Origin of the sequence: Streptomyces sp. AHA2 (genome assembly GCF_036857595.1) — a bacterium.
In the GTDB taxonomy this organism is placed as follows: domain Bacteria; phylum Actinomycetota; class Actinomycetes; order Streptomycetales; family Streptomycetaceae; genus Streptomyces.
Map to the genome: position 1 here is coordinate 96,707 of NZ_JAUQWJ010000013.1, position 14,959 is coordinate 111,665.

The 14,959-nt window shown below is 72.1% G+C and carries 13 protein-coding genes and 1 riboswitch; all 13 genes read left to right on the forward strand.

Annotated features, from left to right (window positions below):
- Positions 1–134: 134 nt before the first annotated feature.
- The 13 genes from Q5694_RS24650 (at position 135) to Q5694_RS24710 (ending at position 14,924) form a co-directional block, all read left to right on the forward strand.
- Complete coding sequence (locus Q5694_RS24650) at positions 135–740, forward strand: hypothetical protein (RefSeq protein ID WP_333935491.1); 606 nt, start codon at positions 135–137, stop codon at positions 738–740.
- Between the two features lie 38 nt (positions 741–778).
- A complete protein-coding gene (locus tag Q5694_RS24655) occupies positions 779–2,275 on the forward strand; it encodes a serine/threonine-protein kinase (RefSeq protein WP_333935587.1) in 1,497 nt (498 codons plus the stop codon).
- A gap of 142 nt (positions 2,276–2,417) precedes the next feature.
- Positions 2,418–3,065 (forward strand): SurA N-terminal domain-containing protein, encoded by a 648-nt coding sequence (locus Q5694_RS24660; protein WP_333935492.1) that lies wholly within the window; start codon positions 2,418–2,420, stop codon positions 3,063–3,065.
- 127 nt (positions 3,066–3,192) lie between these two features.
- Positions 3,193–4,200 carry a nucleoside triphosphate pyrophosphohydrolase gene (locus Q5694_RS24665; protein ID WP_333935494.1) on the forward strand — a complete coding sequence of 336 codons (1,008 nt, stop codon included), beginning with the start codon at positions 3,193–3,195 and terminating at the stop codon, positions 4,198–4,200.
- A 46-nt stretch (positions 4,201–4,246) separates the two neighbouring features.
- Positions 4,247–5,521, forward strand: coding sequence for a cytochrome P450 family protein (locus tag Q5694_RS24670; protein WP_333935495.1), 1,275 nt, complete (start codon positions 4,247–4,249; stop codon positions 5,519–5,521).
- A 179-nt stretch (positions 5,522–5,700) separates the two neighbouring features.
- Positions 5,701–6,699, forward strand: coding sequence for a transglycosylase family protein (locus Q5694_RS24675; RefSeq protein WP_333935497.1), 999 nt, complete (start codon positions 5,701–5,703; stop codon positions 6,697–6,699).
- Positions 6,700–6,928: 229 nt separating this feature from the next.
- Positions 6,929–7,095, forward strand: a riboswitch (cyclic di-AMP (ydaO/yuaA leader).
- 4 nt (positions 7,096–7,099) lie between these two features.
- Entirely contained in the window at positions 7,100–7,822 is a 723-nt protein-coding gene (locus Q5694_RS24680; protein WP_333935498.1) for a transglycosylase family protein, read from the forward strand.
- Positions 7,823–8,112: 290 nt separating this feature from the next.
- Positions 8,113–9,402: a phosphopyruvate hydratase gene (eno, locus tag Q5694_RS24685; protein ID WP_333935499.1), complete on the forward strand. Its 1,290-nt coding sequence runs from the start codon at positions 8,113–8,115 to the stop codon at positions 9,400–9,402.
- Between the two features lie 130 nt (positions 9,403–9,532).
- A complete protein-coding gene (locus Q5694_RS24690) occupies positions 9,533–10,009 on the forward strand; it encodes an FtsB family cell division protein (RefSeq protein WP_333935500.1) in 477 nt (158 codons plus the stop codon).
- Between the two features lie 55 nt (positions 10,010–10,064).
- Complete coding sequence (locus tag Q5694_RS24695) at positions 10,065–10,664, forward strand: DUF501 domain-containing protein (RefSeq protein WP_333935501.1); 600 nt, start codon at positions 10,065–10,067, stop codon at positions 10,662–10,664.
- Entirely contained in the window at positions 10,661–11,602 is a 942-nt protein-coding gene (locus Q5694_RS24700) for a Ppx/GppA phosphatase family protein (RefSeq protein WP_333935502.1), read from the forward strand. The genes Q5694_RS24695 and Q5694_RS24700 overlap by 4 nt, the downstream gene beginning before the upstream one ends.
- 420 nt (positions 11,603–12,022) lie before the next feature.
- Positions 12,023–13,411, forward strand: a complete 1,389-nt coding sequence (locus Q5694_RS24705) for an NAD(P)/FAD-dependent oxidoreductase (RefSeq protein ID WP_333935503.1) — start codon at positions 12,023–12,025, stop codon at positions 13,409–13,411.
- Positions 13,412–13,616: 205 nt separating this feature from the next.
- Positions 13,617–14,924, forward strand: coding sequence for a class I SAM-dependent methyltransferase (locus Q5694_RS24710; RefSeq protein WP_333935504.1), 1,308 nt, complete (start codon positions 13,617–13,619; stop codon positions 14,922–14,924).
- The last annotated feature ends 35 nt before the right edge of the window (positions 14,925–14,959 follow it).

Here is a 14,959-nt window from a genome sequence, read left to right on the forward strand (position 1 = left end):
GTGATCAGCACGACAACGGTTCGGTACAACCCGTGACCGGTGGTCCGTGTCGGGCTATACGCTCGGACTCCCCACCGTGCTCTGTCACCCGCACGCACCCGTCCCATTCGGCCCACACCGGACCAGGAGCAGTCATGTACGGCCACGGCGCGGCGCCGCCTCCCCGCAGCGCGGCAACGGTCATCTTCCTGCGCGTGCTGATCGCCGCAGCCGGAGTCCTCACGTGCGGCGTGCTGGCCTGCGTCCCGCTGTTCCGGGCCGCCGTCCTGCGCGGCAAGGTGTACGACTGGATCGCGGCCTGGGTCAGCCTGCCCCTGTCCGTCATCTGCTTCGTGGTGATCGGCGCGCTCCCGGAGGGCGACCACCGCACCGACATAGCGCTCGCCGTGATCATGCTGCTCGGCCTGGGGTCCGCGATCTACTTCCTCATCGTGGACATCGGCCACCACGGCGCGCAGCGCCGGTTCGCGGGCTACCCGCCCTCGCAGGGGCCGACCCTCGTCTCCTCGCAGACCCCGTACGGCTACCCGCACCAGGCGACGCCCTACAACCCGGCCGCCACGCCCGTCCCGCAGCAGCAGCCCCAGCCGCCGCAGCACCCCGTCCCGCCGGTCCCGCAGCGGCCCGCACCCGCCCGCATCGACCAGGTGCGCGCCGAACTCGACGAGCTCAGCGACTACCTGCGCCGGCAGGAGGGCAGGCCGGACGGCACCCCCGGTGAACCCGAGGGCGGCAGGTGAGCGCCGAGGCGGGACGCGTCGTCGCCGGTCGTTACGAACTGTCCGCCGTCCTCGGCCAGGGCGGCATGGGCCAGGTCTGGACGGCGTACGACCAGCGGCTGGACCGGCGCGTCGCCGTGAAGCTGCTGCGGCCCGACAAGGTGGCCGGCCAGGACGCGGAGGAGCTGCGCCGCCGCTTCCTTCGGGAGTGCCGGGTGACCGCACAGGTCGCCCACCCCGGCCTGGTCACCGTGCACGACGCGGGCAGCGAGGGCGAGGAGCTGTTCCTCGTCATGCAGTACATCGACGGCGCCGACCTGGCCGGTCACCTCGCCGGGCGCACCCCGTACCCCTGGCCGTGGGCGGTCGCGGTGGCGGCCCAGCTGTGCGCCGTGCTGAGCGCCGTGCACGCCGTGCCGATCGTCCACCGCGACCTCAAGCCGCGCAACGTGATGGTGAAGCAGGACGGCACGGTCACCGTGCTCGACCTCGGCGTCGCCTCCGTCATGGAGACGGACACCACCCGCCTGACCCACACCGGAACGCCCATCGGCTCGCCCGCCTACATGGCCCCGGAGCAGGCGATGGGCGGCGCGGTCGGCCCCTACACCGACCTGTACGCGCTCGGCGTGGTCCTGCACGAACTGCTCAGCGGCGACGTCCCGTTCTCCGGCTCCACCGCGCTCGGCGTCCTGCACCGGCACCTGTACGAACCGCCGGTCCCGGTGCGCCGGCTGCGGCCCGAGGTGCCCGAGGCCCTGGAGACCCTGGTGCTGCGCCTGCTCGCCAAGGATCCGCAGCACCGGCCCGCCTCCGCCCAGGAGGTGTACGAGCGCCTGGAACCGCTCCTGCCCGCGCGCGGCACTCCCACCGGGGCGTCCCTGGACCCCACCCGCCCCTTCCTGCGCCCGCACGCCCCGTGGCCGGACCGGGCCCGCACCCCCGCACCGCAGCCCGCGCCCGCCACCTCCGTCCCGGAGTCGCCGGGGAACACGGACATCGCCCGGGCCGTCGACGAGGTCAAACGCCTGCTCGGCGAGGGCCGCATCACCCAGGCCGTCGACATCCTCGGCGCGATCCTGCCCGTCGCGGCCGGGCAGCACGGCGAGCACTCCCCGGTGGTGCGCACCCTGCGCCGGCAGTACGCGGCCACCCTGCTGGACGACGGCCAGTACCGGCGCGCCCTGCCCGAGCTGCGCCGCCTCGCCGACGAACGCGCCGCCGAGGCCGGCCAGGCCGACCCGCAGTGCCTGCGGTTCCGCTACGAGGCCGCCCAGTGCCTCGAACAGCTCGGCGAACCGGCCGCTGCGCTCGCCGAGTACCGGGCGCTGCTGCCGTACTACGAGAACCAGTACGTCGCCGCCGGCGGCCCGGAGCTGGCGCACGACGTGCGCCGCCGCATCGGGCACCTGCTGCTGGCCCTCGGCGACCGGGGCGCCGCCCACGACACCCTGGCCCGGCTGCTGCACGACGTCGAACGCACGCACGGTCAGGGGCACCCGCTGGGGGTGGAGATCCGCCGCACGCTGCAGTGGCTGGGGCAGGTGCGGGGCTGAGGCCCGGTCCGGAGGCGGCGCGGCGATGCCGGAAGTCCCGGTGAATCGTTGGTCGAATGGGTTGGCCAGAGCCTGCCCACTGCCTACCATCGATCACCGCAAGACCTTGTGCACCGTCGCACAATCTCCTCGGGAGGTCTCCTTGCACCGCCGCCGTCGCACCGCGCTCGTCCTCACCGCCGCGATCGCCGCCGCGGCGCCCCTCCTCACCGCCTGCGGGAACGACGCGCATCCCGGTGCCGCGGCCGTGGTGGGCGGCCAGCGCATCACCGTCTCCCAGCTGGAGGAGCGGGTGGGCGAGGTCCGGGCGGCCCAGCGGGCGGCCGTGCGGGACGAGGCGCAGTACCGGCAGGCCATCGCCCGGACCGGCACCCTCACCCGGGACACCCTGCAGACCATGGTGCTCGACCGGGTGCTGCACCGCGCGGCCCGGGACGCCGGCGTGACCGTCACCCGCAAAGAGATCCAGAAGATGCGCTCCGGCCTGGAGAAGCAGGCCGGCGGCGCCAAGGCGCTGGAGACGACCTGGCTCCAGCAGTACGGCATCCCGCCGCGGCGCCTGGAGGAAAACCTCCGCCTCCAGCTGGAGGCCCAGAAGCTCGCCGAGAAGCTCGGCACCGACACCGGCCGCCCCGAGTTCTGGAAGGCCCTCTCGGACGCCTCCAAGGAACTCGACGTCGACCTCAACCCGCGCTACGGCACCTGGGACGTCCGCAAGAGCAGCCGCGCCGACGCCAAGACCCCGTGGGTCCGCGACGTGACGGCGGCGCAGGCACAGCAGTCCATGTAGCACGCCGGGGAGGGACCGGAGCGGCCCTGTGGACGACTCCCGGCCCGCGGGCCGGGCGGCGGCCTTCCGGTCCCACCCCCTGTGGACGACGTCCGCCACCGCCGGCCACGTGGGATAGCTTCGAAACGTGAACGCCAACAGCCCCGAAGCCGTCCCGGGCCACCGGCAGGCCGCCCCCGGCGCGGCCGACGCCCCCGGCCGCGTCGTCCTGCTCACCACCAGCCACCGCGTCGCCCCCGGCCTGCTGTCCTGGCCCGCCTGGCAGGCGCTGCACGCGGCCGACCGGGTGCTGTGCGCGGACGGAACCCATCCCCAACTGCCGTACCTGCGTGAGGCCGGCGTCGCCGTGGAGGAGGCGTCGCCCACCGCGCAGGAGCTGGTCGACGCCTGCGCAGGCGGCCGCACGGTGGTCGTCGTGGCGACCGGCGAGGGCGAGCCGGCCCTGACCGACGGACTCGCCCGCCTCGCCGGCGGCGGTCGCCTCACCATGCCGGAGCTGGAGCTGCTCCCGGCCTCCTACGACCTGCCCGGCGCCCGCCTCCTCGACCTCGTCCAGGTGATGGACCGCATCCGTGCCGAGTGCCCCTGGTCCTCCCGGCAGACCCACGAGGGCCTGGCCAAGTACGGCATCGAGGAGGCCTACGAACTGGTCGAGGCGATCGAGGAGGGCGACCGCGACGAACTGCGCGAGGAGCTCGGTGACGTCCTCCTGCAGGTCGTCTTCCACGCCCGCATCGCCGAGGAGGACCCGCAGGCGCCCTTCTCCATCGACGACGTGGCGGGCGGCATCGTCGCCAAGCTCGTCCACCGCCACCCGCACGTCTTCGGCGACGCGACGGCCACGACCCCCGAGGAGGTCAAGGCCCACTGGCTGCGCACCAAGGCGATCGAGAAGCAGCGCACCTCGGTCACCGAGGGCGTCCCCCTCGGCCAGCCCGGGCTGGCCCTGGCGGCCAAGCTCGCCTCCCGGGCCCGCACGGCCGGGCTCGACATACCGCTGCCCCCGGTCGAGGGCATCGGCTACGAACTGCTGGCCCTGGCGGTCCGCGCGGAGGCAGAAGGGGTGGACCCGGAGGCGGCGCTGCGAGCGGCGGCCCGGGCCTACCGGGACGCGATCCGGCAGGCCGAGGGTTGAGCGGACCCGGGCGGGGCGGGGCCGGCCGGCCGGATACCGTCGGACCGTGACCGACCAGCCCCAGCCCAGCACGCCCGCCACCGCTCCCGAACTCTTCACGTGGGAGTTCGCGAGCGACCCCTATCCCGCCTACGCCTGGCTGCGCGAGCACGCCCCGGTGCACAGGACGCGGCTGCCCAGCGGGGTGGAGGCCTGGCTGGTCACGCGGTACGCGGACGCCAAGCAGACGCTCGCCGACCCCCGGCTCTCCAAGAACCCGGCGCACCACGACGAACCGGCCCACGCCAAGGGCAGGACCGGGATCCCGGGGGAGCGCAAGGCGGAGCTGATGACGCACCTGCTGAACATCGACCCGCCGGACCACACCCGGCTGCGGCGGCTGGTGTCGAAGGCGTTCACGCCCCGGCGGGTCGCCGAGTTCGCGCCCCGGGTGCAGGAGCTGACCGACGGGCTCATCGACGGGTTCGCGCGCACCGGGTCGGCGGACCTCATCCACGAGTTCGCCTTCCCGCTGCCCATCTACGCCATCTGCGACCTGCTCGGCGTCCCCCGCGAGGACCAGGACGACTTCCGCGACTGGGCGGGCATGATGATCCGTCACCAGGGCGGGCCCCGCGGCGGTGTCGCCCGCTCGGTGAAGAAGATGCGCGGCTACCTCGCCGAGCTCATCCACCGCAAGCGCGAGGCGCTGCCCGCCGAGCCGGCTCCCGGGGAGGACCTCATCTCCGGCCTCATCCGCGCCTCCGACCACGGTGAGCAGCTCACCGAGAACGAGGCGGCGGCCATGGCGTTCATCCTGCTGTTCGCAGGGTTCGAGACGACCGTCAACCTCATCGGCAACGGCATCTACGCCCTGCTCACCCACCCCGGGCAGCGGGCCCGCCTGCAGGCGTCCCTCGCCGCCGGGGAGCAGGGCCTGCTGGAGACCGGCGTGGAGGAACTGCTGCGCTACGACGGCCCCGTGGAGCTCGCCACCTGGCGCTTCGCCACCCAGCCGCTGACCATCGGCGGGCAGCGCGTCGAGGCCGGCGACCCGGTCCTGGTGGTGCTGGCGGCCGCGGACCGGGACCCGGAGCGCTTCGCCGACCCGGACGTACTGGACCTGTCCCGCCGGGACAACCAGCACCTCGGATACGGCCACGGCATCCACTACTGCCTCGGCGCCCCCCTCGCCCGGCTGGAGGGCCGGACCGCGCTCGCCACGCTGCTGACGCGCCTTCCCGACCTCCGGCTCGCCGCCGACCCCGCCGAGCTGCGCTGGCGCGGCGGTCTCATCATGCGCGGGCTGCGGACCCTCCCGGTGGAGTTCACGGCGGTGTGACGGCCGCCATGACCGACGAGGGCCCCGGCCAAACATGACACGCCGTCATGTCTGTGATCTTCACGTGATCTGCGCGGCATGAACTTGTGACAAGTGATCGTGTGCCGATACGTTCACCCATCAACGCGGCCCGGTCACGGCGCCGCGGAGGTCACTGCTGTCTTGCGAAAGGTCTCCGTATGCTCTCCGGGAACGGTCGTCACCGTCGCCCCCGCCAGGCTCCGGCTCTCCTCGTCGCGGCCGGAGTGACCGGCTCCGCCATCGCGATCCCGCTCCTCGGGGCCTCCGGTGCCAGCGCCGCCGACGGCACCACCTGGGACCGGATCGCGGACTGCGAGACCGGTGGGGCCTGGAGCCAGAACAGCGGCAACGGCTACTTCGGCGGCCTCGCGCTCTCCCAGGAGGACTGGGAGAGGTACGGCGGCCTCGAGTACGCGGCGAGCGCCGATCTGGCCAGCCGCTCGCAACAGATAGCCGTGGCCGAGAGAATCCTCGCCGACCAGGGGGTCGGCGCCTGGCACACGTGCGGGCTCCTCTCCGGTCTCGGGGAGGGCTCCTCCGGTGCGTCCGGTGCGTCCGGTGCGTCCGGCGCGTCCGGAGAATCCGCTCCGACGGATTCGCCGGGATTGCTCGACTCCCCCGGCTCGTCCGCGTCCTCCGCCTCGCCGTCCCCGTCGGCGGCGTCTCCGTCCTCCTCTCCGTCGGGCGCGGCACCGTCTGGCACTCCGTCAGCATCTGCGGACGAATCGGCTGATTCCGGCAAGTCGTCCGACTCTCGCACTGCCGGTCAGGGGCCCGGCGACTCGCGGTCGGCCGCGCCCGGCAGTGACGAATCCGACAACTCGCGTCCGAGTGCCGGGTCTTCGGCTGTGGCCGACACCGGCTCCGGCCGGCACCGCGGCCCCAGCGCCGACGAGAGCGCCGAGTCCACGGACGGCCGTACGGGCGGGTCCTCCGGCAAGCACGCCTCGCGCGGCGAGGAGGCGCCCGGAGAGGAGTCCGAGGGCGCCTACATCGTCGGTGTCGGGGACAGCTCGTGGTCCATCGCCGACTCCCTCCGGATCAGCGGCGGATGGCACGAGCAGGACGCCGGGGACGGGAACGCGGCCGACGGCGATTCGGCCCTCGTTCTCCCCGGTCAGACGCTCACGGCGGAGGACGAAACGGACGGGAAGTAGCCGTTCGGGCAGTGCGGGGAACGGGGGCGGAAGTCCCCCCGAAACGACGCGAGTTCACGCCCCGTTTCATGGCCTATGTCCCGTATGGACACGGTGAGAGATAGATCTCAGAAGCCCTGATCGTCTTTGAAATTCCGGCGATCGCCTGTCTACGGTCGTGACCGCTCGCCACCGCGAGCCCCGGCTGCCGCAACGCCGAATCCTGCCAGCGGCCGCACGGGAACAGTCGTCGCGTCAAGCGCCGTAGGCAGGAGCGGGGGACCCAAGGTAGGTGCCCGACCGGCTCGTCGAGCCGGAAGGGCTAGGGGTGGAGCCGCGTCCCGTGAGGGACGTGGCCGGGCAACTCAACCGGCCCGAACCCGACAGCTCACCTCGCAGGCGTCGGTGAGGGGATCCATCCATGCTGTTTTCCGGCAAGGGCAAGCACCGTCGTCCGTCCAAGGCCACTCGCGCCATCGCCGTCGCCGGCGTCGCCTCCGCCGCCGTCGCCGCTCCGCTGATGGCGGCCGGCAACGCCTCCGCCGCCACCGCCTCCGAGTGGGACGCGGTCGCCCAGTGCGAGTCCGGCGGCAACTGGTCCATCAACACCGGCAACGGTTACTACGGCGGTCTGCAGTTCTCCGCCTCCACCTGGGCCGGCTACGGCGGCACCAAGTACGCCTCCACCGCCGACCAGGCCACCAAGGCGCAGCAGATCGAGATCGCCGAGAAGGTTCTCGCCGGGCAGGGCAAGGGCGCCTGGCCGGTCTGCGGCAAGGGCCTGTCGAGCGCCGGCTACACCGGCGGCGGTTCCTCGAGCGACTCCGGCAGCTCCGCCGGCTCCTCGCAGCAGAGCCAGCAGAGCCAGCAGAGCCAGCAGAGCACCGAGTCCCGCGAGACCCAGCAGCAGCCGGCCTCCCGCTCCGACGAGCGCCCGGCCGCCAAGAAGACCGTCACCACCCCGACCGGCAAGAAGGTCAAGAAGGGCGACGGCGAGTACAAGGTCGTCACGGGCGACACCCTCAGCTCCATCGCCGCCGAGGAGAAGGTCAAGGGCGGCTGGGAGAAGCTGTTCGAGCTGAACAAGGACATCGTCGAGGACGCCAACCTCATCTACCCGGGCCAGCAGCTGCACCTGAAGTAAGCAGCGGCCCACCCCGTCCCCACGGGCCGGGCTCCCCGCCCCGGCGTGTTCCCCCGTACACGCCGGGGCGGGGTGTTTTCCGGCCGGGCCTTCGCGGAGGTTTCGGCCGGTCTTGGCGAACCGGCTTTGTTCCGTTCGGAAACAATTTACTCTCGGTTCTGTCCATGGGGTGGGCGACCCGGTGGCCGATCGCCCGGAGCCGGTTAGGCTCATGTCGCGAGCCACCGCGGCCCGCACCTCGCCGGGTCCACGCGACCCGCGTAACCGCGTCACATCAGAAGGAGATGCTCGTGCCGTCCATCGACGTCGTCGTAGCCCGGGAAATCCTGGACTCCCGAGGCAACCCCACGGTCGAGGTCGAGGTCGGCCTCGACGACGGCAGCACCGGTCGTGCCGCCGTCCCGTCCGGCGCCTCCACGGGCGCCTTCGAGGCCATCGAGCTGCGCGACGGCGACTCGAACCGCTACCTCGGCAAGGGTGTGGAGAAGGCCGTCCTCGCGGTCATCGAGCAGATCGGCCCGGAGCTGGTCGGCTACGACGCCACCGAGCAGCGCCTGATCGACCAGGCCATGTTCGACCTGGACGCCACCGACAACAAGGGCTCGCTCGGCGCCAACGCCATCCTCGGCGTCTCCCTCGCCGTCGCCCACGCCGCCTCCGAGGCCAGCGACCTGCCGCTGTTCCGCTACCTGGGCGGCCCCAACGCGCACCTGCTGCCGGTGCCGATGATGAACATCCTGAACGGCGGCTCGCACGCCGACTCCAACGTGGACATCCAGGAGTTCATGATCGCTCCGATCGGCGCGGAGTCCTTCTCCGAGGCCCTGCGCTGGGGCGCCGAGATCTACCACACGCTGAAGAAGGTCCTGAAGGGCAAGGGCCTGGCCACCGGCCTCGGCGACGAGGGCGGCTTCGCCCCGAACCTCGGCTCCAACCGCGAGGCCCTCGACCTCATCCTGGAAGCCATCAAGGAAGCCGGCTACACCCCCGGCGAGCAGATCGCCCTGGCCCTGGACGTCGCCGCCTCCGAGTTCTACAAGGACGGCGTCTACACCTTCGAGGGCAAGGAGCGCTCGGCGGCCGAGATGACCGAGTACTACGCGGAGCTCGTCGACGCGTACCCGCTCGTCTCCATCGAGGACCCGCTGTTCGAGGACGACTGGGAGGGCTGGAAGACCATCACCGCCAAGCTCGGTGACAAGGTCCAGCTCGTCGGCGACGACCTGTTCGTCACCAACCCCGAGCGCCTGGCCCGCGGCATCGAGGAGGGCGCGGCCAACGCGCTGCTGGTGAAGGTCAACCAGATCGGCTCGCTGACCGAGACCCTGGACGCCGTGGAGCTGGCCCAGCGCAACGGCTTCAAGTGCATGATGTCCCACCGCTCCGGCGAGACCGAGGACGTCACCATCGCCGACCTGGCCGTCGCCACCAACTGCGGCCAGATCAAGACCGGCGCCCCGGCCCGCTCCGAGCGCGTGGCCAAGTACAACCAGCTGCTGCGCATCGAGGAGATCCTCGACGACGCCGCGGTCTACGCCGGCCGCAGCGCCTTCCCGCGGTTTCGCTCCGCGAACCACTAAGCACGGCAAGGGCTGACGGCGACAGACCCGGCCCGTCGGCAGCAGCGTCGTACGTACGTCCCCGTACTCGGTCCCGTACCGTGTCCGGGGACGTACGCGCGTATGACGGCGGAGCGGGAGGCGGACTGACATGGCCGTGAAGGACCGGGACCGGTTCTCCACCACGACCAGGATCCGGCTGCTCGGTGAGCAGACCGCGGCCCGGGTCTACCGCTCCCAGACCAGGCGCCAGGCCCGCCGCTCCCGGCTGACCGGCCGGGCCGCGCTGCTCGCGCTGGTGATGTGCTCGCTGATCGTGGCCCTGGCCTGGCCGATGCGGCAGTACGTCTCCCAGCGCGCCGAGATCGAGGACCTGCAGCGCGAGCAGCAGCGGACCCGCGAGCGCGTCGAGAGGCTGCGCGACGCCAAGGCCCGCTGGCAGGACGACGCGTACGCGGAGCAGCAGATCCGGCAGCGGTTGCACTACGTCATGCCGGGGGAGACGGGATTCATCGTCGTCGACCCGGACGCGGCGAAGCAGTCGCGCACCGACCTGGGCGCGGCCGACCGCCCCTGGTACGCCAACGTCTGGGACGGGGTCGACAAGGCCGACGACTCAGGCCGGTGAACGCGCCCCAGTGAATCCCGTAGAGAACCCAGAGAAAGACACCCTGAAGACAGTCATGGAAACGCCCCCGCCGACCACCCCGCGCACCGAGCCCACCGACGCGGACGTCGAGGCCTTCAAGCAGCAGCTCGGTCGGCCCCCGCGCGGACTGCGGGCCATCGCGCACCGCTGCCCCTGCGGACAGCCCGACGTCGTGGAGACGGCCCCGCGCCTGCCCGACGGCACGCCCTTCCCGACGCTGTACTACCTGACGTGCCCGAAGGCGAACTCGGCGATCGGCACGCTGGAGGCGAACGGCGTCATGAAGGAGATGACCGAGCGCCTGGCCGCGGACCCGGAGCTGGCGGCGGCGTACCGGGCGGCCCACGAGGACTACATCCGGCGTCGCGACGAGATCGAGGAGCTGAAGAACTTCCCGAGCGCGGGCGGCATGCCGGACCGCGTGAAGTGCCTGCACGTGCTGGTCGCGCACTCGCTGGCCGCGGGCCCGGGCGTGAACCCGCTGGGCGACGAGGCGCTGGCCATGCTGCCGGAGTGGTGGCGCAAGGGGGCCTGCGTGACGCCCGCCGGGCCGCCGAGCGGTGACGGGTGGCGGGCCGACGGCACGGACTCGGGGCACTTCGCCGTCAAGCCGCTCGAGGAGGACGGACAGTGACCCGTGTCGCCGCCGTGGACTGCGGTACGAACTCCATCCGCCTGCTGGTCGCCGACGCGGACCCGGCCACCGGTGAGCTGGCCGACCTGGACCGCCGGATGACGATCGTGCGGCTCGGGCAGGGCGTCGACCGCACCGGCCGGCTCGCCCCCGAGGCGCTGGAGCGGACCTTCGCGGCCTGCCGGGAGTACGCCGGGATCATCAAGGAGCACGGGGCGCAGCGGCTGCGGTTCGTGGCCACCTCCGCCTCCCGGGACGCCGGGAACCGCGACGAGTTCGTGCGCGGCGTGCTGGACATCCTCGGCGTGGAGCCCGAGGTGATCACCGGGGACCGGGAGGCCGAGTTCTCCTTCACCGGCGCCACCAGGGAGCTGGCCGGGAGCGACCACCTCCCCACGCCCTACCTGGTGGTGGACATCGGCGGCGGCTCGACCGAGTTCGTCGTGGGCGACGACCGGGTCCGTGCGGCCCGGTCGGTGGACATCGGCTGCGTGCGCATGACGGAGCGGCACCTGGTCCGCGACGGCGTGGTGAGCGACCCGCCGTCGCCGGAGCAGATCGCCGCGATGCGGGCCGACATCGAGGCCGCCCTCGACCTGGCCGAGGAGACCGTGCCGCTGCGCGAGGCCCGCACGCTGGTCGGCCTGGCCGGTTCCGTGACGACCGTGTCGGCGATCGCCCAGGAGCTGCCCGAGTACGACTCCGAGGCCATCCACCACTCCCGGGTCTCCCTGGAGAGGGTCCGCGAGATCACCGAGTGGCTGCTGCGCTCCACCCACGCCGAGCGGGCGGCCGTGCCGTCCATGCACCCGGGCCGGGTCGACGTGATCGCAGCGGGGGCTCTGGTCCTGCTGTCGATCATGGAGCGCACCGGGGCGCAGGAGGTCGTGGTCAGCGAACACGACATCCTCGACGGCATCGCGTGGTCGGTCGCCTAGCCCCTTCTGAGCAGGCACGGGCTACGGATGAGCGTGTGCCGGGGGGTCCGGAGGGCTCCTCGGCGACAGCCCGTCGGGAAAGTTCGTGAAGTTCTTCACAAGGATTTCGGCCCCTGCGGGGGATCGAAGGGCCCTCGTTGACCCGTCCGGGGGCCGAACTGCCCTTTGAACATGTTCAGAAGCATGATATGGAGGGCTCCGGAGAGGGGTGCCGCACGCCACTTCCCGACGTCCTCACAGGGGGTCGTCAGACCCAGAGAGGCAGCTCACGCGGCATTGACAACGGTCCGGGGTGCACAATCGCTCCCGGTTGTCACCATGACATGGATCACGCGGGCGGCGGAGGATAGCACACCCCCTCCACAACCTTGTGAAGGGGCGCACGAGCCACCCCCCTGAGGCGGGTGGATACTCGATGGCATGAGCACCACGGAGCGTCCCAGGATCCTCGTAGTAGGCGGTGGGTACGTAGGCCTGTACGCAGCTCGGCGCATCCAGAAGAAGATGCGCTACGGCGAGGCGACCGTCACGGTCGTCGACCCCCGGTCGTACATGACCTACCAGCCCTTCCTCCCCGAAGCCGCCGCCGGCAACATCTCCCCGCGCCACGTCGTCGTCCCGCTGCGACGCGTGCTGCCCAAGGCGGAGGTCCTCACCGGCCGGGTCACCACCATCGACCAGGACCGCAAGGTCGCCACGGTCTCCCCGCTGGTCGGCGAGGCCTACGAGCTGCCCTTCGACTACCTGGTCGTCGCCCTCGGCGCGGTCTCCCGCACCTTCCCGATCCCCGGCCTCGCCGAGCAGGGCATCGGCATGAAGGGCATCGAGGAGGCCATCGGCCTGCGCAACCACGTCCTCGAGCAGCTCGACAAGGCCGACTCCACCACCGACGAGGAGATCCGCCGCAAGGCGCTCACCTTCGTCTTCGTGGGCGGCGGCTTCGCCGGGGCCGAGACCATCGGCGAGGTCGAGGACATGGCCCGCGACGCGGCCAAGTACTACAAGAACGTGTCCCGCGAGGACATGCGCTTCATCCTGGTCGACGCCGCCGACAAGATCCTCCCCGAGGTCGGCCCCAAGCTCGGCAAGTACGGCAAGGAGCACCTCGAGGGCCGCGGCGTCGAGGTCTACCTGTCCACCTCCATGGACTCCTGCGTGGACGGCCACGTGGTGCTGAAGAACGGCCTGGAGGTCGACTCCAACACCATCGTGTGGACCGCCGGCGTCAAGCCCAACCCGGCCCTCGCCCGCTACGGCCTGCCCCTCGGCCCCCGCGGCCACGTCGACTGCGAGCCGACGCTCCAGGTCAAGGGCACCGACTACATCTGGGCCGCCGGCGACAACGCCCAGGTTCCGGACCTCGTCGGCCGCAAGGCGGGCAACGAGAACGCCTGGTGCCCGCCGAACGCCCAGCACGCGCTGCGCCAGGCCAAGGTCCTCGGCGACAACGTGGTGTCGGGCATGCGGGGCTTCCCGCAGAAGAACTACTCGCACGCCAACAAGGGCGCGGTGGCCGGTCTCGGCCTCCACAAGGGCGTCGCGATGATCGTCATGGGCAAGATGAAGATCAAGCTCAAGGGCCGTCTCGCCTGGTACATGCACCGTGGCTACCACGGCCTGGCGATGCCGACCTGGAACCGCAAGATCCGCGTGTTCGCCGACTGGACCCTCGGCATGTTCCTCAAGCGCGAAGTCGTCTCCCTCGGAGCGATCGAGACCCCGCGCGAGGAGTTCTACGAGGCCGCCAAGCCGGCTCCGGTCGCCGCCGCGCCGAAGGAGAAGACCGAGGAGAAGGCCAAGGCCTCCTGACCCCGGCTCCCCGAGCAGTCCGCCGAAGGGCCTCCCGCCATCCGTGGTGCGGGAGGCCCTTCGGTGTGCCCGGGCCCCGTCCCGCCGGGCGGGGGAAGAACGGTTTTTGCCCGGACATGACGCGTGCCGGGGACTGCACCGGGGCTTCGCAGGTGTTTACGTGGTGTCCGGACATGCCGGGATCCTCGTCACGGAGGTGTACACCATGGCAGACGCCGCGCAGCGGCTGCAGGGCCTCTTCGCACAGATGCTGGGAGCACCGCTTCCCGTGCGCATCCGCGCCTGGGACGGTTCACAGGCGGGTCCGCCGGGCGCCCCGGCGCTGGTCGTACGCAACCGCCGGGCCCTGCGCCGCCTGCTGTGGAAGCCGGGCGAACTGGGCCTGGCCCGCGCCTGGGTGGCGGGCGACCTGGACATCGAGGGCGACCTCTACACCATGCTCGACCTGCTCGCCGGCATCGTCTGGGAGCGCGGCGAGGACGCCCGCACCCTCGCCCAGGCCCTGCGCGATCCCGAGGTGCGCACCGCCGTCCGCGGCCTGATCCGGCTCGGGGGCCTCCCGCTGCCGCCCTCCCCGCCCCCCGAGGAGGTCCGCAGTCCCCGGCGCCACCTGCACACCAAGCACACCGACCGGCGCGCCGTCAGCCACCACTACGACGTCGGCAACGACTTCTACGAGATCGTCCTCGGCCCGTCCATGGTGTACTCCTGCGCCTACTGGCCCGCCCCGGACAGCACTCTGGAACAGGCCCAGCACGACAAGCTCGAACTCGTCTGCCGCAAGCTGGGCCTGAAGCCCGGTCAGCGGTTGCTCGACGTCGGCTGCGGCTGGGGCTCGATGGCCGTCCACGCCGCCCGCGAACACGGGGTGAGCGTCGTCGGGGTCACGCTCTCCCAGGAGCAGGCCGCCTACGCCCGCAAGCGCGTCGCCGACGAGGGTCTCACCGACAAGGTCGAGATCCGCGTCCAGGACTACCGCGACGTCCGCGACGGCCCCTACGACGCGATCTCCTCCATCGGCATGGCCGAGCACGTCGGCGCCGACCGGTACCTGGAGTACGCCGCCGACCTGTACGACCTGCTCAAGCCCGGCGGGCGGCTGCTGAACCACCAGATCGCCCGCCGCCCGCAGCGCGACGAGTCGGCGTACAGCGTCGACTCCTTCATCGACTCCTACGTCTTCCCCGACGGCGAGCTCCAGCCGGTCGGCGTCACCGTGACCCAGCTGGAGCGCGCCGGGTTCGAGGTGCGCGACGTGGAGTCGATCCGCGAGCACTACGCCCTCACCCTGCGCCGCTGGGTGGCCCGGGTGGAGGCCGACTGGGAGCGCGCCGTGCTGCTCACCGGCCCCGGGCGGGCCCGGGTCTGGCGCCTGTACATGGCCGCCTCCGCCCTGGCCTTCGAGCGCAACCGCATCGGCGTCAACCAGGTCCTGGCCGTCCGGACCCCGGAGTCGGGCGCCTCCGGGATGCCGTTGCGGGCCCGCACCTGGGGTTCGCCCGCCCGGGACTGAGCCGGACATGAGCGGAAAGGGCCGGGCTCCCCGTG